Below are 22762 nucleotides of genomic sequence, written 5' to 3' on the forward strand. Positions count from 1 at the left end.
CGCAGCAAAGAAAATAGCCAGATCTTATTTTGACGGTTAAATCCCTCTTTTCTTCTTTTATTTTTTCCGGCTAATTACGCACTTATCAACAAACAAGACAAACAAAACGTTAATTGTTGCAGGTTGGTGAAATAATAATTAACCGATAAGTCAAATTTAGCCGTCAAAAATAGACAATACACATAAATATTTAACCTTTATTAAGGGTATTCATCCCGCCAATTCAAAATTATTTGCAAACATTAAAAAATAGTTTTCATTTTAAAATCAAACAATTAACTAAATTAACCCTGCTATTTATCTGGTTTTCGCCCCCTCTAGTTCCTCGCCTTATGATCCAAATCAATTTTTACCCTATACTGCTTTGCTAGTATCTCATTGCGTTGTTTTAACCCTTAAGAGAGAGAGTTAGTGTGAAAGCTGACAACCCCTTCGATCTGATATTACCTGCGGCAACGGCGAAAATCGCTGAAGATGCAGGTGTGTATAAAGCCACCAAGCACCCGCTGAAAACTTTTTATTTGGCGATCACTGCCGGCGTCTTTATTTCCATCGCGTTCGTATTTTATATCACTGCGACTACCGGCACTGCCGGTGTGCCCTTCGGCCTGGCAAAACTGGTCGGCGGCATCTGTTTCTCTCTGGGGTTAATGCTGGTCGTGGTCTCAGGTGCAGACCTGTTCACCTCAACCGTACTGATTGTGATTGCCAAGGCCAGCGGCCGCATCAGTTGGTCCCAACTGGCAGCCAACTGGTTGAACGTCTATATCGGTAACCTGATTGGCGCCCTGTTATTTGTGGCACTCATCTGGTTTTCCGGCGAACACATGGTGGCCAACGGCCAATGGGGCCTGAACGTCCTGCAAACCGCTGACCACAAGCTGCACCACACTTTTGTTGAGGCGGTCTGCCTCGGTATTCTGGCTAACCTGATGGTTTGCCTGGCAGTGTGGATGAGTTATTCCGGCCGCAGCCTGATGGACAAAATGTTCGCCATGATCCTGCCGGTCGGCATGTTCGTCGCCAGCGGTTTCGAACACAGCATCGCCAATATGTTTATGATCCCTATGGGTATCGTGGTTAAACACTTCGCCACGCCAGAGTTCTGGCAAGCCGTAGGGGCAACACCCGAGCAGTTTGCTCATCTGACCGTAAGCAACTTCATCATCGACAATCTGATCCCAGTCACCATTGGCAATATCATTGGCGGCGGCCTGCTGGTTGGGTTGACTTACTGGGTAATTTATCTGCGTGGTGGTGAACAACAGCATTAAGCTGTTAGTGACCGTGCGCCGAGTTAGAAATCCACAATTAAAGGTAGGTGTATAATGACCGAACTTAACGAGAAGTTAGCCAAAGCTTGGGAAGGTTTCAGCAAAGGTGACTGGCAGAATGAAGTCAACGTTCGTGACTTCATCCAGAAAAACTACACTCCTTACGAGGGTGATGAATCCTTCCTGGCTGGCGCAACTCAGGCCACCTCCACCCTGTGGGACAAGGTTATGGAAGGGATCAAACTGGAGAACCGCACCCATGCGCCAGTTGATTTCGACACTAACGTTGTCGCTACCATCACTTCCCATGACGCAGGCTACATTGCCAAAGAACTGGAAACCATCGTTGGCTTGCAGACCGACGAGCCACTGAAACGCGCGCTGATCCCATTCGGCGGCATCAAAATGGTTGAAGGTTCTTGCAAGGTTTATGGCCGCGAACTGGATCCACAGCTGAAAAAAGTCTTCACCGACTACCGCAAGACCCACAACCAGGGTGTATTCGACGTTTACACCAAAGACATCCTGAACTGCCGCAAATCCGGCGTGCTGACCGGTCTGCCGGATGCCTACGGCCGTGGCCGCATCATCGGTGACTACCGTCGCGTTGCGCTGTACGGTATCGACTTCCTGATGGCCGACAAGCTGAACCAGTTCAAGTCATTGCAGAGCAAGCTGGAAAACGGCGAAGATCTGGAAATGACCATTCAGCTGCGTGAAGAAATCGCTGAACAACACCGCGCACTGGCCCAGATCAAAGAAATGGCCGCCAAATACGGCTGCGACATCTCCAGCCCAGCGACTACCGCGCAAGAAGCCGTGCAGTGGACCTACTTCGGCTACCTGGCCGCGGTGAAATCGCAGAACGGCGCGGCAATGTCCTTCGGCCGCGTGTCCACCTTCCTTGACGTGTTCATCGAACGCGATATCAAAGCGGGCAAGCTGAGCGAAGAGCAAGCGCAGGAACTGATTGACCACCTGGTAATGAAACTGCGTATGGTGCGCTTCCTGCGTACCCCTGAGTATGATGAGCTGTTTTCCGGCGACCCAATCTGGGCAACTGAATCCCTGGCGGGTATGGGCGTTGACGGCCGTACGCTGGTCACCAAAAACAGCTTCCGTTTCCTGAACACCCTGTACACCATGGGGCCGTCTCCGGAGCCGAACATGACCATCCTGTGGTCTGAAAAGCTGCCGTTGAACTTCAAAAAATACGCGGCGAAAGTGTCTATCGACACCTCCTCCGTACAGTACGAAAACGACGACCTGATGCGCCCTGACTTCAACAACGATGACTACGCCATCGCCTGTTGCGTCAGCCCGATGATCGTCGGCAAACAAATGCAGTTCTTCGGTGCCCGCGCCAACCTGGCGAAAACCATGTTGTACGCCATCAACGGCGGCGTTGATGAAAAACTGAAAATCCAGGTAGGCCCGAAAGAAGCGCCAATGATGGACGACGTGCTGGACTATGACAAAGTCATGGAACGCATGGACCACTTTATGGACTGGCTGGCCAAACAGTACGTGACCGCGCTGAACATCATTCACTACATGCACGACAAGTACAGCTATGAAGCTGCGCTGATGGCCCTGCATGACCGTGACGTTTACCGCACCATGGCCTGCGGCATCGCCGGTCTGTCGGTAGCGGCCGACTCCCTGTCTGCCATCAAGTACGCCAAAGTCTCCACCATCCGTGACGAAGACGGCCTGGCGACAGACTTCAAAATCGAAGGTGAATACCCGCAGTTCGGTAACAACGATGCCCGCGTTGATGACATCGCTTGTGACCTGGTAGAACGTTTCATGAAGAAAATTCAGAAACTGCGTACCTACCGTAATGCGGTACCGACCCAGTCCGTACTGACCATCACTTCTAACGTGGTCTACGGCAAGAAAACCGGTAACACTCCAGATGGTCGCCGCGCAGGCGCTCCATTCGGTCCTGGTGCCAACCCAATGCACGGCCGCGACCAGAAAGGCGCTGTAGCCTCCCTGACCTCCGTAGCCAAACTGCCGTTTGCTTACGCGAAGGATGGGATCTCCTACACCTTCTCCATCGTGCCAAACGCTCTGGGTAAAGATGACGACGTGCGTAAAGCCAACCTGGCGGGCCTGATGGACGGTTACTTCCATCACGAAGCCTCCATCGAAGGCGGCCAGCACCTGAACGTCAACGTGATGAACCGTGAAATGCTGCTGGAAGCGATGGAAAACCCTGAGAAATACCCTCAGTTGACTATCCGCGTATCCGGTTATGCCGTACGTTTCAACTCGCTGACCAAAGAACAACAGCAAGACGTGATTACCCGTACTTTCACCCAGTCGATGTAATTGCCTCATCCGGGCGGGGTTTCCCGCCCGGTGGTTAAGCTGAATACCGGGGCCGGATCTTTCCGGCCCTTTTAACAAACGCAGTTTCCCTGACTCATCACGAGTCTGTTTTGCCAGATAGCTATACTGAATGAAATTGATGGATATCCGGCAAAACAGTTATCCGGCGCAATAACCGGCCAGCAGGAATCGTTCCACCCCAGCCGCCGGGCCTATCCGGTAGCTGCATCGCTGATCCCTGGCCGGCGGTTATAAGCCTACTTTTAGACTGCGTTTGACAGTCAATATTGGAGAACCCCCTGCAATGTCAGTGAAAGGCCGTATCCACTCCTTCGAATCCTGTGGCACCGTTGACGGTCCCGGGATCCGCTTTATCGTTTTCTTCCAGGGTTGCCTGATGCGCTGCCTGTATTGCCATAACCGCGACACCTGGGACACCCATGGCGGCAAAGAAGTGACCGTAGAAGAGCTGATGAAAGACACCGTCGCTTATCGGCACTTTATGAACGCTTCCGGCGGCGGCGTGACGGCCTCCGGCGGCGAAGCCATCTTGCAGGCCGAATTTGTCCGTGACTGGTTCCGTGCGTGCCAGCAGGAAGGTATCAATACCTGCCTGGATACCAACGGTTTTGTGCGTCGTTACGATCCGGTGATCGACGAGTTGCTGGACGCCACCGATCTGGTGATGCTGGATCTGAAACAGATGAACGACGACATTCATCAGAACCTGGTCGGCGTCTCCAACCACCGCACGCTGGACTTCGCCCGCTATCTGGCGAAACGCAACCAGCGCACCTGGATCCGTTATGTGGTGGTGCCCGGCTGGTCCGACGATGACAAGTCAACGCACATGCTGGGTGAGTTCACCAAGGACATGACCAACATCGAGAAAATCGAGCTGCTGCCCTATCACGAACTCGGCAAGCACAAATGGGTGGCGATGGGGGAAGAGTACAAGCTGGACGGCGTCCATCCACCAAAAGCGGACACGATGGACCGCGTCAAAGGCATTCTGGAAAGCTACGGCCATAAAGTGATTTATTGATCTTTTTGTCGAGATAAAAAAACCGGCGCAATGGCCGGTTTTTTTGATCTCAGGCAGCAGCCAGCGGAGTCTGGTGATGGTTTGGCTTTTTCAGCAACATCATCAGGTACACCAGCGCAACGGCAGCAATCATCACAAACAACAGGCGGTCGGAATAATTCTGCATCAACAACGCCGTCATTGACGGGCCAAGCAGGCTGCCGATTGTGTAGCTCATCAGCAACGCCTGATTCATCGCCACCAACTCATGCGGCAACGCTTTCTCGCAGGCCCAGGACATCGCCACCGGGTACAGCGTGAAACCGGCGCAGCCGAGAATAAACAGCGCCGGTGCCATGGCATAGTTGCCGAGCATCGCCACACTGGCGAGGATCACCACAAACACCTGAATGCGCAGCACCAACAGACGGCCATAGCGATCGGCCAGGCGCCCTACCGGCCACTGCCCGACAATACCGGAGCTGACCAGCAGCGCCATCCAGTAACCGACGTTGGCGTCGCTCATACCCTGATGGGATAAATACAGCGGCATCAAGCCATACAGTGAACCGAGTACAATACCCGAGATAATGCAACCATTGATGCCCAGCCGCGCGCTGCGGCGTTTCAGCATTGGCCATACCGCCGCCTGCTGCGGTTCGTCATGCTGGCTGTTAACCCGAGCAAACAGCATGGGCAGCATGGCGCAGATGATGATGGTGGCCACCCACGGCACCACGTTCAGCAATTCGGTCGATACCAGGCTCAACAGCAGTTGACCAATCACGGTGCCAAGATAGTAAACCATCATATAGGCCGCCAACAGTTGCCCGCGGTTGGACAGGTTACCGCTGCGCAGTAAGGCGCTTTCAACGATCACCCAAATCCAGGCGCAGCCAATGCCGGCAAAGAAACGCCAACCCATCCAGCTCCAAAAATCGAGCGACAGCGCCATACCGGCCGTCGCGACGGCAAACACCACGCAGGCAAGATGATAGCTGCGGGTAAAGCCGATGCGTTTGATCAATTTGCCCGCTATCAGCGTGCCTACCAGGTTGCCGGTAAAGTAAGAAGAGCTCACCATACCCACCTGACCGGTTGACAATTGAGCGTGAGTCAACCAAAGAGGGACTAACGTATTCAATACGGCAATAGAAACCGTGAGCAATAACAGGCCACAGAGCAGCAGGAGCACTGGGCGGGAATATGCGGACATAGTGAAATTAAAACCGAACGCGCGATGAGAGTGCGCGCATCATGCCACTGGCGATAAAAAAGTCAATCCGCTCTTATCTATGCACCGCACAATTTGTTTCACTGCCGGCAGAAGGGGCAACGCGCAGCAAAAAGGGCTATGCTGACGGCAGAAGAAATTCGCTCCCGCAGAGGCATAATGAAACAGACTATCGATAATGCCGTCGGCACATTGCTGGCGGATATAGGCAGCACCCATGGTGAACTTCTGGACGTAGTGCAACGTGTGCGCCAGGTGGTTACGGCAACCGGTGGCGGCGTCAGTGAATCGGTAAAATATGGCGGCATCATGTTTGCCCATACGGCGTTTTTCTGCGGCGTGTTCGCCTACAGCAGCCATGTGACGGTTGAGTTTGGCCGGGGCTATCTGCTCGAAGACCGCCACCGGATGCTGGAGGGCGGGGGTAAGTATCGCCGGCATATCAAGCTTTATTCGGTTGCCGATGTAGAGGCAAAACATCTGGCAGATTACGCCAGACTGGCCTATGAGCTTGAGCCTCCACGCTAAAACCGGCGTACATCCGCAGCGCACCCTAAGGATAAGACGATGAAAAAACGTGCTATTCAGATCGTTCCCAGCCGCCTCCATGGTATGGAAATGGTAACGGCGGACACGGATTTTTCCTTTGGCCGCCATACTCACGACCAGTTTGGCATTGGCCTGATGGATCGCGGCGCCCAGAAATCGCTAAGCGGCAGAGGCCGCGTTGAATCATCCGCAGGGGACATCATCACCGTGAACCCCGGAGAAGTGCATGACGGCTCTCCCCTCGCCGGTGCCAGAGCCTGGCGCATGATCTACTGCCACCCGGAACGGCTCAATCAATGTTTCGCGGATATCAGCGAGGGGAAATTTACCTCCGGGGAATTCAGCCACCCGGTTTTCAGCAATCATCATCTGGCCGCCTGCTTTAACCGGCTGTTCTGCGCCGTAACGCAAAGCGATGCGCTGGCCGCCGAAGAGGCTTTGCTGGTTATCGCCGCAGCCCTGGCTGAGATCCCGCATCCCCCTTTAGCTTCCCCTCAAGATGGCATTGTCCGCGCACGGGAAATGATTGACGACGAGCCAGGCAGCCCGCTGACGTTGGCCGAGTTGGCCACCGAAGCCGGCCTGAGTCAATACCAACTCTTACGCGGGTTCAAACGCCGCACCGGTCTGACGCCACATGCTTACCTGCTGCAACGCCGCCTGTTGCTGGCGCGCCGGCTTATTCTCGCCGGTGACGGGCTGGCGGAGGTGGCCGATGCCTGCGGCTTCGCCGATCAAAGCCACATGACACGCCTGTTCGTCAGGAGCTTTGGGTACACTCCCGGCTCTTTCTCCCGGCAATCCGCCTGAACGTTGCCGCTGCAAAGGCGGGCTGCAATTTCGTTCAAGACTGCATGGCTCCTTCACCTGAAACTGGGTGCCAATTATCGCCAAAAGGAGCTTTACCCGTGAATGCAGATTTCCTGTTCACCTCATTACTGATCGTTATCTCGCCGGGGACCGGCGCGCTGATTACCTTGTCCACCGGGCTGCAGCAGGGTACGCGCAGCGCCCTGGTGGCGGCTGCGGGCTGCACCCTGGGCGTATTGCCCCATATGCTGGCTGCGGTGACCGGATTGGCCGCACTGTTGCAAACCAGTGCTCTGGCCTTTGACCTGGTGAAGTACCTTGGCGTGGTTTATTTGTTGTTTATGGGGTGGGAAACGCTGCGCGAAAAAGGGCCGCTGGCCCTGTATCAGGCCAATTCGCCTTCCACAGACGGCGCTCTGGTGCGGTATGCCGTCGTAGCCAACGCGCTCAACCCCAAACTGTCCATTTTCTTTCTGGCGTTTCTTCCACAGTTTATCACCGTGGGAGATGCGCACCCTGCCCGTACCATGTTGATACTTTCTGCGGTATTCGCCGTAATGACGTTCGTGATTTTCTCTCTTTATGGCGCCTTTGCCGCACGCGTCCGGCATCGCATTCTGGGGAATGCTCGCGTGATGCACTGGATACGCTCGTCGGTTTCCCTGGCATTTATCGGTCTCGCCATCAAATTGGCGTTGACCAGCCACTGACCCTCTGATTTTCAGACATAAAAAAAGCGCCCGCAGGCGCTTTCTTGCCGACTAGCTTTTCTAGCCGATATATTCCAGACCATTCATGTAAGGGCGCAGAACTTCCGGCACCTGAATGCGGCCATCGGCCTGCTGGTAGTTTTCCAGCACGGCCACCAGCGTACGACCCACAGCCAGACCAGAACCGTTCAGCGTGTGCACCAAACGCGGCTTCTTCTCGGTTTTGCTACGGCAGCGTGCCTGCATGCGGCGCGCCTGGAAATCCCACATGTTCGAACATGAGGATATTTCACGGTAGGTATCCTGAGCCGGCAACCACACTTCCAGATCGTAGGTTTTGCAAGCGCCGAAGCCCATGTCACCGGTACACAGCAAGACTTTACGGTATGGCAGATTCAGCAGTTGCAATACTTTCTCCGCATGGCCGGTCAGTTCTTCAAGCGCCGCCATGGAATCTTCCGGGCGAACGATCTGTACCATCTCGACCTTGTCGAACTGGTGCATGCGGATCAAACCACGGGTGTCACGCCCATACGAACCGGCTTCCGCACGGAAACATGGCGTGTGCGCGGTCATCTTCAGCGGCAGGGACTCTTCTTCCAGGATCTCGTCGCGCACCAGGTTGGTCAAGGGCACTTCCGCCGTTGGGATCAGCGCATAGTTGCTGCTGTCTGACTCTTCTTCCAAGGGTTTGGTATGGAACAGATCATCGCCAAACTTCGGCAACTGACCGGTGCCATACAACGTGGCGTGGTTAACCAGGTACGGCACGTAGGCTTCCAGATAGCCGTGTTGTTCCGTATGCAGATCCAGCATGAATTGCGACAGCGCGCGGTGCATACGGGCGATCTGCCCTTTCATCACCACAAAGCGCGAACCCGTCAATTTTACCGCTGCGGCGAAATCCAGCCCACCGGCCATTTCGCCCAGATCAACGTGATCGCGTACCTGGAAATCGTACTGGCGCGGTTCGCCCCAGCGGCACACTTCCTGGTTCTCGCTGTCATCTTTGCCGTTCGGTACGGCATCGTCAGGCAGGTTCGGCAACGTCAGGGCGTAATCGCGGATTTCGGTCTGCAAGGAATCCAAGGCGGCCTTGGCAACATCCAGCTTATCACCCAGTTCGTTCACTTCACGACGCAGCGGCTCAATGTCTTCCCCGCGTGCTTTAGCCGCGCCGATGGATTTCGATCGGGAGTTACGTTCTGCCTGCAGCGTTTCGGATTCCACCTGCAGAACTTTGCGGCGCTCTTCTTGCGAACGCAGCAGATCCAGATCGAGTTTAAAGCCTCGGCGAGCCAGTTTGACGGCGACTGCGTCTAGCTCATTACGCAGCAGATTGGGATCGAGCATGCTAATCCTGTGCTTATTGTTATTGAAAGAAAATTTGTCGTTTTATACGGCTGAATATAAGCCGCATAAAGAAAGAGTGATACCCGGTAACCTTACCGCAACGGCAACGCTAGCGGTAGCGTTTTGTCGGGCTATTTTGATCCTGCTCAGCCAGCCATGCCAGCTTTTCACCGATTTTGCCTTCCAGTCCGCGAGCGGTCGGATGGTAGTAACGGGTCTTGGCCATTTCAGGTGGGAAATAGTCCTCACCGGCGGCATAAGCATTGGGCTCGTCGTGCGCGTAGCGATACTCCGCGCCCAAGCCCATTTCCTTCATCAGCTTGGTTGGCGCATTGCGCAGGTGCTCCGGTACATCGTAATCAGCCATCTCTCGGGCGTCGCGCATCGCCGCTTTGAAAGCGGTGTACACGGCGTTGCTTTTCGGCGCGCAGGCCAGATAGACGATGGCCTGGGCAATTGCCCGTTCGCCCTCCGCCGGGCCGACGCGGGTAAAGCAATCCCAGGCCGCAATCGCCACCTGCATGCCGCGCGGATCGGCATTGCCGACATCCTCGGACGCAATCGCCAACAGGCGACGCGCCACATACAGCGGATCGCCACCTGCGGTAATAATGCGCGCATACCAGTACAGCGCGGCATCCGGTGCCGAACCGCGCACCGATTTATGCAGCGCCGAGATCAAATCGTAATAACGATCGCCTTTATTGTCGAAGCGCGCACTGCGTTCACCGGAGACCTCTTTTAACAATGACGGCGTCAAAACGCGGATGCCTTTGGCGTCGATTTCCGCCATATCCGCCATCATCTCCAGGCTGTTCAGCGCCCGGCGCGCATCGCCGCCCACCAGCTCCGACAGCATGCGGCGCGTCTCTTCGGGCAGCTCGATATTCTGGCCGCCGAACCCCCGGCTATTGTCTTTCATCGCCTGATCCAGCACCTGGCTGATATCTTCGGCGGTCAGCGCTTTCAACAAATACACCCGGGCGCGCGAAAGCAGCGCCGAATTGAGCTCAAAAGACGGGTTTTCGGTCGTCGCACCGATAAAGGTGATGGTGCCATCTTCAATATGCGGCAGGAAAGCATCCTGCTGGCTTTTATTGAAGCGGTGCACCTCATCGACAAACAAAATAGTGCGGCGACCGGCGTCACGGTTCTGACGTGCGCGCTCGATCGCCTCGCGGATCTCTTTGATGCCGGACGTAACGGCGGAAATCCGTTCGACGTCCGCTTGGCCGTAACGGCCGATCAGCTCTGCCAGCGTCGTTTTCCCGGTGCCCGGCGGCCCCCACAGAATCATCGAATGCAGTTGCCCGGCCTCGATGGCACGCGGCAAAGGCTTGCCGGCAGCCAGCAGGTGTTGCTGGCCGATATACTGCGCCAGCGTAGTTGGCCGCATCCGCGCGGCCAACGGCTGGAACTCATTCTGGGAAAAATCGAGCGACATATTACTCACGCGGACCTCACTGGCGCTGGTCGTCCAGCGTCACCCCCTTCGGCGGGGTAAATTTGAATTTGGCAGCGTCAACCGTGGTGTTCTGCTGGCTTTTCAGTGCGTAAGAGCTGCGCTGGCCGTCCTGCTCAACTGCGGCAAAACTGCGGATAGTACCGCTGTTGGTCACAGTAATGGCGAACTGTTTCAGGTTACCGCTGCTGGATTTTGGCGTCAGCTCAAAATCGTCGCCTTTCTGCTTCACATTATACTGTTTCCAGTCATTGGCATCGTTGCGGGTGATCAGCATAAACGGCGTGTTGCCGGTGGCATTTTTCAGCCAGGTGGCAGTGACCTGCTCGACAAACGGGTTATAAAACCACAGGGTTTGGCCATCCGATACCAGCACGCTCTCGTCAGGTGAGGTCATGTGCCAGTTAAACAGATTCGGGCGTTTTACCCACAATTCGCCTTCGCCCTGCTGTACCGCAGCGCCGTCGCTGCTGGTCACGGTCTGGGAGAAACTGGCGTGGAAACTGTTCACTTTCGCCAGACGGCTTTGCAGATCCTGTGCGGCGTCGGCCAGCACAGAGGTGGAAGCGAATCCCGAAAGCAGACAGCAGGCAACCAACAGTTTTTTCATTATTCCAGATACCTTATGAAATGCGTTAACCGCAAGGCGGTGCCGTGCGGGTCAAATTAACCCTTAACCAACGTTACTTTACCCGAAGCCACAAGCCGGCAGATAGGCCAATGTTCCGAGAAGCAGACGGGTTTACGCTTCTTTGCACAAGGGCCGCTAAGCGGCCCTTTATTATTGAATAACAACGATTAAAGCTTCATCAGTCATGCCGTGGCGGTGCCAGCACCTCGCGGTTGCCGTTATGCCCCTGCTCGCTGACGATGCCCTGCGCTTCCATCTGTTCGATGATGCGCGCAGCGCGGTTATAACCGATGCGGAACTGACGCTGCACGCCGGAGATAGAAGCGCGGCGTTTATCCACCACAAACTCCACCGCCTGGTCAAACAACGGATCCAGCTCTTCGTCACCTTCCAGGCCGCCGCCAGCGCCACCCTCACCGTCGTCACCGGCGCTGAGGATCCCCTCTTTATATTGAGGCCGCTCACGCGCTTTCCAATCCTTGACCACCGCATGAACTTCCTGATCGCGCACAAATGCACCATGCACACGTACAGGAATGGAGGAGTTAGGCGCCAGATACAGCATGTCACCCATCCCCAGCAAAGATTCTGCACCGCCCTGATCGAGGATAGTGCGCGAGTCAATCTTGCTGGATACGGTAAAGGCGATACGGGTTGGGATGTTGGCCTTGATCAGGCCGGTGATCACATCCACCGACGGACGCTGGGTCGCCAGCACCAGGTGGATCCCCGCAGCACGCGCTTTCTGTGCCAAACGAGCGATCAGTTCCTCAACCTTCTTGCCCACCGTCATGATCAGGTCGGCGAATTCGTCCACCATCACCACGATGTAAGGCTCTTTCTCCAACACCGGCGGCGTAATGTCCATACTGTCAGTCGGCTTCCAGAAAGGATCCGGGATCGGGCGCCCCATAGCTTCAGCCTGATCAACGCGTTCGTTATAACCGGCCAGGTTACGCACGCCGAGTGCAGACATCAGCTTGTAGCGACGCTCCATCTCCGCAACACACCAGCGCAGGGCGTTAGCGGCGTCTTTCATATCGGTCACAACGTCCGTCAACAGGTGCGGAATGCCTTCATAAACCGACAGCTCCAGCATTTTCGGGTCAATCATGATAAAGCGCACTTCTTTCGGCGTGGCCTTATACAAGATACTCAGGATCATGGCATTGACCCCAACCGACTTACCGGAGCCCGTAGTACCGGCCACCAGCAGATGTGGCATTTTCGCCAAATCGGCCACCACCGGCTCACCGGAAATGTCTTTCCCCAGGACGATCGCCAGCGGCGACGGATTGTCGCGGAACGCTGGGCAATCCAGCACTTCGCGCAGATAAACCGTCTGACGTTTAACGTTAGGCAGCTCCAATCCGACATAAGGCTTGCCGGGAATGACCTCTACCACACGCACGGCGGAAGTTGACAGGGAACGCGCCAGATCGCGTGACAGGTTGGAAATACGCGCAGCCTTGACCCCCGGCGCCAAATCCAGCTCAAAGCGGGTAATAACCGGGCCAGGTAAAATATCCACTACGTCGGCTTTCACCCGATAGTCGGCCAAACTCGCTTCCACCAAACGCGCTTTCTGCTCCAACGCGAAAGAGTCCACCGGCTCCACCTCTTTCGGGGCTTCGGTCAGCAGATCCAGCGTCGGCAACGGCGTGGTCGGTTTTTGCAGCGGCATATCGTTGCGCATCAGGAACGGGTGAATCAGGCTGTCCATCGCCGGCTGCTGCGGTGCAGCCGGAGCCGGTTGCGCCACAGGTTGCTGATAAGCTGGCGGCTGCTGCTGTGGTGCCTGCTGGTAAGCAGGCTGCTGATAAGCAGGTTGAGCAGGCTGGTATGGCTGCGGTGCTGGAGTCTGAGACGAATAAGCCGGTGCAGCAGGCTCAAACTGGCCAAAGGGGACATCGTCTTCACGTTCGCTTTGCTGCTCGATACGTTCTTCAAGCTGCGGCGACAGAGTGAACAGGGGTTCGCTCGGGCTATCGTCGACCAAATCATCCATCGGCGAGAAGCTGAACGCGTTGCGGGTATCTACCGGATTGGCGATCGGCGCCGATTGCACAGGTTCCTGCTGGCCATAGCGTGCCTGCTGTTGCTCGGCAAACGCCTGACGCAACGCCGCTTCCTGCAGGGCTTGCTCATCATCTTGATTATCTTGCGGATATTCCTCACCGTAACGCTGGCTTTGCTGTTCGGCAAACGCCTGGCGCAGCGCCGCTTCCTGCAAGGCTTCTTCATCTTGCTGATGGCTTTCCGCAGCTTGCAGCGGTTGATCATCGCGGGGGCGCTGTTCCTGCTCGGCTACACGCTGCGAAGGCAGCTTGATACCGTAAGACGCCAGCTCGCGCCGGGTAGGAATACGCACCGGATTCGGCCGCGGCAACTCAGGGCCAATGCCCTGTTTCACCTGCGAGTTACCGTCGCTGGTGGCCGTAAAGGCCGGCATAAAGGTATTGGCGACAACGGCCGCCGCTGCGGCTTCCGCCTGCGGTTTCATGCTGCCAAATGGCGTAACCTCAGGCTCGCCGGCACTGAAGCCGGTGGAGCTGCCAACGTCAACGCTGTCGCGCTGAGCCGCAGAGAAATCAAACGGGGAGCGATCGTGCGGCTGAGATACGGCCGGTGCGTCCCAATTGCCCAAACGCGGTTCATCATCGTCCCGATAAGGATCGGCCGGGCGCGTCATTTTCGGCGCAGGCGTCTCTTCAGGGATTTCAAACGAATACAGCGGTGGCGCGGCGTTCTCCACTGCAGCACTCATCGGATGCTGGTTCACCGAGGCCGGAGCCGTTGGCGCTGCCGTTACCGCAGGCGCCGTCACCGGGGCCGCTATCGGCGCGGGATCAGGCGTTACCGGCGTGCTGACAGCCACCGGCGCGACAGGTGCCACATCGGCATCGTCGTTAGCCCGCAAGCCGTTGAGCAGCGGATCGTCAACCTCGTCTGCCGCGGCGTTGGCGGCATCCGTTACCGAAGGTGCAGAAAACAGTACGTCATCTTCCGCTTCCGCCGCATTGGCCGCAGCCGCAGAGGCGGCTACAGCAACTGCGGCCCCCTTCCCTGCCTGCTCCGGCTCGTCGTCGACGTAGCGATCGTCATCGTCGTGATAACGCTCCTCACGGCGTGAGCGGTTGGTCATGAAAGTGGCCGTACCCAGCACCACACCGCCGATTCTCTCGGCGATCACCAACCAGGACCAGCCGGTGAAAAGCGTGAGCCCTGCGGCCCACACGCACAATAATGCCAGCGTTGCGCCAATGCCGTTGAACCACGGCAGCATGGCGTTGCTCAGCAAGCTGCCGATAACGCCGCCGGAAGCGAAGTAATAGAGATCGTCGACATTCAGTGCCGCCAGGCCACACGAGGTGAGCACCAGCGCCAGCGTGCCGATAAGGCGCAGTGAGAGCGCAAAATAGTCGATGTAATCGCCGCTGTCGCGCTGACGGTAAGCCGCCCAGCACAAAACCAGCATGATCGGCGGTATTGCGTAAGCAAGTACCCCGAAGGTGAAGAACAGCGTGTCGGCCAACCAGGCTCCGACGCCACCGCCCAGGTTATGAATCGGCTCATGCCACGCGGTCTGCGACCAACTTGGGTCAGACGGATTGAAACTGACCAAGGCAGCCATGAGGTAAACGGCAAAAATGGCTACCACAATCAACACAGCTTCAAGCAAACGGCGGCCACTGCTGAGTTTTTTCAGGGTAACTTCTTTATCTTCTGTATATTCCTGGCTCAAGAAAGGCTCTCCAGGTTCCTGTTAGCTGACATAGCAACAGCGCCGAGAAGCTTCCCCGGCGCCGAAACTGTATGAATAAACAGGAGTGTAACCAATTTAATCAGGTTTTGCACCTGCACCTTACCGTGTTTTGATAACCAGACGGTTACTCTGTTTGACTTCTTCCATGACCACGTACGTACGGGTGTCGTTAACCCCCGGCAGACGCAGCAAGGTTTCACCGAGCAACTTACGGTAAGCCGACATATCCGGCACGCGGGTTTTCAACAGATAGTCGAAATCACCGGACACCAGATGACACTCCTGAATTTCTTCAAGCTTTTGAACTGCTGAGTTAAATTGCTCAAACACATCCGGCGCGCCGCGGTTCAGCGTGATTTCCACGAAAACCAGCAGAGATGCATCCAGATAATGCGGGTTGAGCAAAGCGGTATAGCCATGAATAAAACCCTGGCGCTCGAGGCGGCGCACACGTTCTAAACATGGGGTTGGGGATAACCCCACGCGCTTCGAAAGCTCAACGTTCGAGATACGCCCATCCTTCTGCAGCTCATTCAGGATATTGCGGTCGATACGGTCGAGATCTTTACCCGGGCGTTTCTTATTGTCTGCCATTATTATTGTCTCTCTTATTTTCTTCCCTGCACTTGCCACACCCTAGCCAACGTCAATGTGTAAGGGCTTGTTCCAAGCGAAGACCCGATGCCTGTCATATGCTTCACTACCATCATTCATCGTTGTGCAACCTGTCTGTCAACCCTGCACAACGGATTCAAATGACGTTCATCTCAAGAAGGAAATTGCCATTCGCTGACGCGATGTTCCCCTCACCTGCCGCTCTCCGCTTCGACAATGGCGCAAAATCCTGCACCGCCGCCGCAAATACGTACGATTTACTGTAGGTAGGGGGATAATTTCTTCTTCCTATGATGTTTTCGCAAATGCGCAGCGGATTGTCAAAGTAAAAGAAGCAAAATCAGAAGAACCTGTCGTCATGAAAAGTCAGCACCCCATTTTTAGTTATGAATCGCTGGCTTAAACCCCGCAGAGCAAAACGGCTGAAACCCGGTAAATGTGGTGTCTCAGGCAGAACGAGCGCATAACGTCGGCAAGTGGCTTCCATAAGTTAAATTGCTGCGTTTTACGCTCGTTTTGGTGGTAAAACAATAATTAATAGGTCACGGCTATCAAACAAATCGTTAACAACATCCGCTGACGCTTTTTTTAATGCTGCATTTTCCCTACAATCGGTTTCATTGTCCGCATTGTGGGAAAAGAGGGTATTCATGGGCACGGCTAAACATAGCAAATTACTGATCCTGGGTTCCGGCCCGGCCGGCTACACCGCCGCGGTTTACGCTGCGCGCGCAAACCTGAGCCCGGTACTGATTACCGGTATGGAACAAGGTGGCCAACTGACCACCACCACCGAAGTGGAAAACTGGCCTGGCGATGCCGAAGGCTTGACCGGCCCGGCGCTGATGGAGCGCATGCGCGAGCACGCAGAAAAATTCCAGACCGAGATCGTGTTCGATCACATCAACAGCGTCGATCTGCAGAACCGTCCGTTCCGCCTGTTCGGCGACAGTGGCGAATACACTTGCGATGCTTTGATCATCGCCACCGGCGCATCTGCCCGTTACCTGGGCATGCCTTCCGAAGACGCCTTCAAGGGCAAAGGCGTTTCCGCCTGCGCGACCTGTGACGGTTTCTTCTACCGCAATCAGAAAGTCGCGGTAGTCGGCGGCGGCAATACCGCCGTGGAAGAAGCGTTGTATTTGTCCAACATCGCCGCTGAAGTTCATCTGATCCACCGCCGCGACAGCTTCCGCTCAGAGAAGATCCTGATCGACCGGCTGATGGAGAAAGTGAAAAACGGCAATATCGTGCTGCATACCGACCATACGCTGGATGAAGTGCTGGGCGATCAGATGGGCGTTACCGGCGTGCGCATTCGCAGTACCAAAGCGGATAATGCAACGCAGGAACTGGCGCTGGCCGGCGTATTTATCGCCATCGGACACAGCCCGAACACCAGCATCTTCGGTGGCCAACTGGAGTTGGAAAACGGCTATATCAAGGTTCAGTCCGGTATTCACGGCAACGCCACCCAGACCACCATTCCTGGCGTATTCGCTGCGGGTGACGTGATGGACCATATCTACCGTCAGGCGATCACTTCCGCCGGCACCGGCTGTATGGCGGCGCTGGACGCTGAGCGTTACCTGGACGGCATCGCTGGCGCAGAAGTGCTGTAACGGCACGTTCTGTTATCCTGAAAAGCGGCTGCTTCAGCCGCTTTTTTTGTACCTTAACGATGAGCGGATGGGCATAGGATGCAGAACCTTCTCCACTGGCGCTTGCTGGTCGCCGTGGCCGACAGCGGCAAAATTACGCTGGCGGCAAACCAGTGCGGCATGACCCAGTCCGGCGCCAGCCAGGCTATCGCTCAATTGGAAAGCGCCCTAAGCACGCAGTTGTTTGTCCGCCTGCCACATTCAGTGACTCTGACACAAAGCGGGGAGCGAATTGTCCTCCACGCCCGCGCCATGCTCGCCGAACTCGATGCGATCCAAAACTACGCGCTGCAGGCGAAAAGTGCGCACTCGGGCAAAATTCGGCTGGCCAGCTTTCCCTCGGCATTTGCCCTCTTGCTTCCGCCGCTATTGCGTAAATTCCGCCGCCTCTACCCCGCCATTGAGCTGATTCAGTTGGAAGGCACCGATCAAGAAGTGGAGAACTGGCTGGCACTGGAAACCGTCGACGTCGGCGTGGTGCTGAACCCAAAGGAAGAAAGACAAGGCTATCCTCTGGGACAAGATCTGTGGCTTGCGGTTACCGCCAGCGGCCACCCGCTGGCCAGGGGCCGGCAACCGGTGGATTTTAAAGCGCTGGCCGGGCTGCCCTTTGTGCTGGCTACCGGCGGCTGCAGCCTCAACGCGCAACGGTTGGCACAGCAGGCCGGTATTGCGCTGGCTGACATACGTGTGACCGTCAGCGACTGGAGCACTGCACTGACGCTGGTGCGCGAAGGCGTCGGCGTTTCGTTGATGCCTGCATCGGTGATACCGACCGACGCCGCCGGCATTTGCGCTCTGCCGTTGAGCGTCCCGCTCTACCGTTATTTTGGCCTGGTCTGTTCGTTCGCTGGCGCGGGCTCTGCGCCGGTACAAACCCTGCTGGATTACCTGCGAGATCATCTGCCGCAGCCCGTCAGTAGCTGAACTGATGACGGGTTTCTGACATTCTAATTTTTCTGCAGGCCCCACCGGCGGCATGCTGTCGGTCAAGCGATATCGCTTTTTGCCTCAGGAATTCTCATGAAACTCTATTTTGCGCCCGACGCCTGTTCGCTATCCCCGCATATTGTCCTGCGAGAGCTGGAATTGCCGTTTGAACTTATCCGGGTGAATAACCGCAGCAAACGCAGCGCCGACGGCGGTGATTTTTATCAGATCAATCCCAAGGGTTACGTCGCCGCCCTGATGCTGGAAGACGGCCGGGTGATTACCGAAGGCGCCGCCATCGTGCAATATCTGGCGGATCTGCGCCCTGACGCCGCGCTGGTCCCTCCCAGCCATACCTTCGAACGGGTGCGCTTGCAGGAATGGCTGAATTTCATCACCGCCGAGATCCACGCCGGAGCCAGCCCGCTATTCAATGCAGCCCTGCAGGAAGAGGTCAAAACACTGTTCCGCGACAAGCTGCGCCGCCGTCTCGATTATGTCGCTCAGGCGCTGGATGGGCAGGATTTCCTGTTAGGGGACCGCTTTAGCGTGGCGGATGCCTATCTGTTTACCGTACTGCGTTGGATGGCCCCTTTTTCCATCGAGTTAAAAAACTGGCCTACGTTAACCCGGTATATGGCGCAGATCGGTCAGCGTAAATCGGTGCAAGCCGCCCTGGCGGCGGAAGCGGCCAGCCGGGAGGTGGAATAACCCTCGCGACCAGAGTCTGTTATAGGGATATTTGACCGCTTTATTATTTTCAGTCTGCCGGGTGAAGAGGTAACATTAGCCTTCGCTTGTTCGCTTCAGGTTGAGGCAAACACTTTTTTTAACAGTACGTTAACCTTGCTTGTAACAACAGGCACCGGCGACGCAGACTCATATCTGATGAAAAAAACCAGACAGCAACAGTTAACCCGTTGGCTCAAAACTCAGAGCACGTTGGCGCAGCGTTGGCTGCGCCTTTCCATGCTGTTGGGGCTGATAAGCGGCATTCTGATTGTCGTGCAGGCATGGCTGTTGGCCGCCCTGCTCCACGCCCTGATTATCGAACACGCCCCGCGCGAACAGTTGATCCCCTCGTTTATCTGGTTGGCCGCCACTTTCGCGCTGCGTGCGTTGTTGAGCTGGCTGCGTGAACGCGTTGGTTTTATCTGCGGCCAGGTGATCCGCCAGCGTATGCGTCGGCAGGTGCTGGACAAACTTCAGCAGCTCGGCCCCGCCTGGATCCAGGGGAAACCGGCGGGCAGTTGGGCCAGCATCATCGTTGAGCAGATCGAAGACATGCAGGATTATTACTCCCGCTATCTGCCGCAGATGTATCTGGCGGTGTTTATCCCGTTGCTGATCCTGATAACCGTATTTCCGATCAACTGGGCCGCCGGTCTGATTCTGTTGACGACCGCCCCGCTGATCCCGCTGTTTATGGCGCTGGTCGGCATGGGCGCCGCCGATGCCAACCGACGCAACTTTGTGGCGCTGGCGCGGCTGAGCGGCAATTTCCTCGATCGCCTGCGCGGGTTGGATACGCTGCGTCTGTTTAACCGGGCTGAGGCGGAAACCGCGCAGATCGCCAAGTCGTCCGAGGATTTCCGCAGCCGCACCATGGAAGTGCTGCGGCTGGCGTTCCTGTCATCGGCGGTGCTGGAGTTCTTTGCCTCCATCTCCATCGCCGTGGTGGCGGTCTATTTTGGCTTTTCCTTCCTTGGCGAGCTGAATTTCGGCAGCTACGGCACCGGCGTTACGCTGTTTGCTGGCTTCCTGGTGTTGATTCTGGCTCCGGAGTTCTTCCAGCCGCTGCGCGATCTGGGTGCTTTCTATCATGCCAAAGCGCAGGCCGTGGGCGCCGCAGAAGCGTTGGAAACTTTCCTCGGCGCCGAAGGCGAGCAAAGGGGCACTGGCACGCAGGAGCTGAATACCGATGCACCGCTGGAGTTAAAAGCGCAGGATCTGGAAATTCTGTCGCCAAACGGCGTGCTGCTGGCTGGCCCTCTGAGTTTCACCCTGTCCGCACACCAGCGTATTGCTCTGGTCGGGCTGAGCGGCGCCGGCAAAAGCTCCCTGCTGAATCTGCTGCTCGGCTTCCTGCCCTATCGCGGTTCACTGACGGTCAACGGCACCGAGTTGCGTGAGCTGGCGGCAGAAGGCTGGCGTCGGCAGCTCGGCTGGGTGGGACAAAACCCGCACCTGCCGGCGCAAACGCTACGGGCAAACATTCTGCTGGGCCACCCGCAAGCGAGTGAAGCTCAATTGCAACAGGCGGTGGAGCAGGCTTACGTCAGCGAGATCTTGCCGCATTTGCCGCTGGGTCTGGACACTGAGGTCGGCGATAGCGCCGCACGTCTGTCCGTCGGCCAGGCGCAACGCGTGGCGGTCGCCCGGGCACTCATCAGCCCACGCCGTTTGCTGTTGCTGGATGAGCCTGCAGCCAGCCTCGACGCTCACAGCGAGCGACGAGTCATGCAGGCACTCAACGCAGCCTCGCATCAGCAAACCACCCTGCTGGTCACACACCAGTTGGAAGATACCGAAGATTACGACCAGATCTGGGTTATGGAAGGCGGGCGGATCGTGCAGCAAGGCGATTACGCCACGCTGAGCGCCCAACCGGGGTTGTTCGCCAATCTGATCGCACACCGCAGCGGGGAGCTATAATCATGCGCGTTTTGCTGCCGTTCCTGGCACTATACCGTCGTCACAGCCTGCTGATCTGCCTGGGCATCCTGCTGGCCATCGTCACGCTGCTGGCCAGTATCGGCCTATTGGCGCTTTCCGGCTGGTTCCTCGCCGCATCGGCGCTCGCCGGCCTGGCGGGCCTGTTTACCTTCAACTACATGTTGCCGGCTGCCGGCGTGCGTGGCGCGGCGATCTTCCGCACCGCCGGGCGCTACGCAGAGCGCGTGGTCAGTCACGACGCCACCTTCCGCGTTCTTTCTCATCTGCGGGTATTTACCTTTAAAAAGATCCTGCCGCTGTCACCGGGCGGCATTGCCCGTTTCCGGCAGGCCGATCTGCTTAACCGGCTGGTGGCGGACGTCGACACGCTGGACCATCTGTATCTGCGGGTGATCTCGCCGTTAGTCAGCGCCGCGGTGGTGATCATCGTGGTCACCTACGGCCTCAGTTGGCTGGACAGCTCGCTGGCCCTGACGCTGGGCGGTATTTTGTTGCTGCTGCTGCTGTTGGTACCACCGGTATTCTACCGCGCCGGCAAACCGATTGGCGGCCAGCTGACCGCCCTGCGCAGCCAGTACCGCACCGATCTGACCGCCTGGCTGCAGGGCCAGGCCGAACTGGTGGTGTTCGGCGCAGTCAATGATTTCCGCGCCAGTCTGGATGCCACCGAACGGCACTGGCAGCGCCGCCAATGGCAACAGGCTTCGCTGGGGGGGATCGCGCAGGGGGTGATGATCCTGGCCAGCGGCCTGACGGTAACGCTGTTGCTCTGGCTCACCGCCGGCGGCATAGGTGGCGATCCCCAACCCGGCGCGCTGATTGCGCTGTTCGTGTTTGCCGCGCTGGCCTCGTTTGAAGCGCTGATGCCGGTCGCCGGCGCCTTCCAGCATCTCGGCCAGGTCATCGCTTCCGCCACAAGGGTAAAACAGGTTATCGATCGGCAGCCGGAAGTCACTTTCCCGGCCAGTGGCCCGGCGGCCGGGAACGGCGCTGCGTTAAGCCTGCAACAGCTCACCTTTAGCTATCCCGGCCAACCTCTGCCGGTGTTGCAAGACGTCACGCTGGAGATTGCCGCCGGGGAACACATTGCGCTGCTCGGGCGAACCGGCTGCGGCAAATCTACCCTGTTGCAGTTGTTAACCCGCGCCTGGAACGCCGATAGCGGCAGCATGCTGCTCAACGGCCAGCCGCTCAGCGCCTATGATGAAACTACGCTGCGCCAGATGACCACCGTCGTCAGCCAGCGGGTGCATATTTTCAGCAACACGCTGCGGGAAAACCTGCGCATCGCCGCCCCGACGGCGGCCGACGAACAGTTACGCGACGTGCTGTGCCAGGTCGGGCTGGAAAAGTTGTTGGATAACGAAGGGCTAAATGCCTGGCTTGGGGATGGCGGCCGCCAGCTTTCCGGCGGTGAACAACGTCGCCTGGGTATTGCCCGCGCGTTGTTGCATCAGGCGCCTCTGCTGTTGCTCGACGAACCGACCGAGGGCCTGGACGCCGAAACCGAACAGCAGATCCTGGCGCTGTTGCGCCGGCACTGCCAAGGTAAAACGCTGATCCTGGTGACTCACCGCCTGTATGGGCTCGAGCATCTTGACCGCATCTGCGTGATGGACGGCGGCCGGATTGTCGAACAGGGCGACCACCTTACCCTGATGCGCCGGCAAGGGCGTTATGCCCGTTTCCGCCAGCGCATCAGTGGGATACCGCTTGAAAATGGCCTGTAG

At 56.9% G+C, this 22762-nt stretch carries 17 protein-coding genes; 11 read left to right on the plus strand and 6 right to left on the minus strand.

Annotated features, from left to right (window positions below):
• The first annotated feature begins 413 nt into the window (after window positions 1-413).
• The 3 genes from focA to pflA all read left to right on the plus strand — a co-directional run bounded on the left by focA (window position 414) and on the right by pflA (window position 4656).
• A complete protein-coding gene (gene focA, locus ACUTQW_RS01005) occupies window positions 414-1274 on the plus strand; it encodes a formate transporter FocA (protein ID WP_020438794.1) in 861 nt (286 codons plus the stop codon).
• Window positions 1275-1328: 54 nt separating this feature from the next.
• Window positions 1329-3611, plus strand: a complete 2283-nt coding sequence (gene pflB / locus ACUTQW_RS01010) for a formate C-acetyltransferase (RefSeq protein WP_020438793.1) — start codon at window positions 1329-1331, stop codon at window positions 3609-3611.
• 304 nt (window positions 3612-3915) lie between these two features.
• Complete coding sequence (gene pflA / locus ACUTQW_RS01015; RefSeq protein ID WP_004942624.1) at window positions 3916-4656, plus strand: pyruvate formate lyase 1-activating protein; 741 nt, start codon at window positions 3916-3918, stop codon at window positions 4654-4656.
• Between the two features lie 49 nt (window positions 4657-4705).
• Here the strand turns inward: pflA and ACUTQW_RS01020 are convergent, their stop codons facing one another.
• Window positions 4706-5851, minus strand: a complete 1146-nt coding sequence (locus tag ACUTQW_RS01020) for an MFS transporter (RefSeq protein ID WP_013812288.1) — start codon at window positions 5849-5851, stop codon at window positions 4706-4708.
• A 177-nt stretch (window positions 5852-6028) separates the two neighbouring features.
• On the opposite strand from ACUTQW_RS01020, the gene ACUTQW_RS01025 reads away from it, so the two are divergent.
• The 3 genes from ACUTQW_RS01025 to ACUTQW_RS01035 all read left to right on the plus strand — a co-directional run bounded on the left by ACUTQW_RS01025 (window position 6029) and on the right by ACUTQW_RS01035 (window position 7938).
• Window positions 6029-6397, plus strand: coding sequence for a DUF1801 domain-containing protein (locus ACUTQW_RS01025; protein WP_006324544.1), 369 nt, complete (start codon window positions 6029-6031; stop codon window positions 6395-6397).
• Between the two features lie 39 nt (window positions 6398-6436).
• Window positions 6437-7228 carry an AraC family transcriptional regulator gene (locus tag ACUTQW_RS01030; protein WP_006324543.1) on the plus strand — a complete coding sequence of 264 codons (792 nt, stop codon included), beginning with the start codon at window positions 6437-6439 and terminating at the stop codon, window positions 7226-7228.
• A 98-nt stretch (window positions 7229-7326) separates the two neighbouring features.
• Window positions 7327-7938, plus strand: a complete 612-nt coding sequence (locus tag ACUTQW_RS01035; protein ID WP_445654749.1) for a LysE family translocator — start codon at window positions 7327-7329, stop codon at window positions 7936-7938.
• A gap of 60 nt (window positions 7939-7998) precedes the next feature.
• Here ACUTQW_RS01035 and serS read toward each other — a convergent pair whose 3' ends face one another.
• The 5 genes from serS to lrp form a co-directional block, all read right to left on the minus strand.
• Window positions 7999-9291, minus strand: coding sequence for a serine--tRNA ligase (gene serS / locus ACUTQW_RS01040; protein ID WP_004942617.1), 1293 nt, complete (start codon window positions 9289-9291; stop codon window positions 7999-8001).
• 109 nt (window positions 9292-9400) lie between these two features.
• Window positions 9401-10744: a replication-associated recombination protein A gene (locus ACUTQW_RS01045; protein ID WP_013812283.1), complete on the minus strand. Its 1344-nt coding sequence runs from the start codon at window positions 10742-10744 to the stop codon at window positions 9401-9403.
• A gap of 7 nt (window positions 10745-10751) precedes the next feature.
• On the minus strand, window positions 10752-11363 hold the full coding sequence (lolA, locus tag ACUTQW_RS01050; protein ID WP_004942614.1) for an outer membrane lipoprotein chaperone LolA: 612 nt from the start codon (window positions 11361-11363) through the stop codon (window positions 10752-10754).
• Window positions 11364-11562: 199 nt separating this feature from the next.
• The gene (locus tag ACUTQW_RS01055) at window positions 11563-15129 is read right to left on the minus strand and encodes a DNA translocase FtsK 4TM domain-containing protein (protein ID WP_006324541.1); all 3567 of its coding nucleotides are present in this window, start codon (window positions 15127-15129) and stop codon (window positions 11563-11565) included.
• Window positions 15130-15249: 120 nt separating this feature from the next.
• Window positions 15250-15744 carry a leucine-responsive transcriptional regulator Lrp gene (lrp, locus tag ACUTQW_RS01060; protein ID WP_004928318.1) on the minus strand — a complete coding sequence of 165 codons (495 nt, stop codon included), beginning with the start codon at window positions 15742-15744 and terminating at the stop codon, window positions 15250-15252.
• Between the two features lie 671 nt (window positions 15745-16415).
• Here lrp and trxB point away from each other — a divergent pair.
• The 5 genes from trxB to cydC all read left to right on the plus strand — a co-directional run bounded on the left by trxB (window position 16416) and on the right by cydC (window position 22762).
• Window positions 16416-17387, plus strand: a complete 972-nt coding sequence (trxB, locus tag ACUTQW_RS01065) for a thioredoxin-disulfide reductase (RefSeq protein ID WP_006324539.1) — start codon at window positions 16416-16418, stop codon at window positions 17385-17387.
• A 78-nt stretch (window positions 17388-17465) separates the two neighbouring features.
• A complete protein-coding gene (locus ACUTQW_RS01070) occupies window positions 17466-18353 on the plus strand; it encodes a LysR family transcriptional regulator (protein ID WP_006324538.1) in 888 nt (295 codons plus the stop codon).
• Window positions 18354-18449: 96 nt separating this feature from the next.
• Window positions 18450-19067 carry a glutathione transferase GstA gene (gene gstA / locus ACUTQW_RS01075; RefSeq protein WP_006324537.1) on the plus strand — a complete coding sequence of 206 codons (618 nt, stop codon included), beginning with the start codon at window positions 18450-18452 and terminating at the stop codon, window positions 19065-19067.
• A 177-nt stretch (window positions 19068-19244) separates the two neighbouring features.
• The gene (gene cydD / locus ACUTQW_RS01080) at window positions 19245-21011 is read left to right on the plus strand and encodes a heme ABC transporter permease/ATP-binding protein CydD (RefSeq protein ID WP_006324536.1); all 1767 of its coding nucleotides are present in this window, start codon (window positions 19245-19247) and stop codon (window positions 21009-21011) included.
• 2 nt (window positions 21012-21013) lie between these two features.
• On the plus strand, window positions 21014-22762 hold the full coding sequence (gene cydC / locus ACUTQW_RS01085; protein WP_006324535.1) for a heme ABC transporter ATP-binding protein/permease CydC: 1749 nt from the start codon (window positions 21014-21016) through the stop codon (window positions 22760-22762).

This window comes from Serratia sp. TSA_7 (assembly GCF_052692135.1).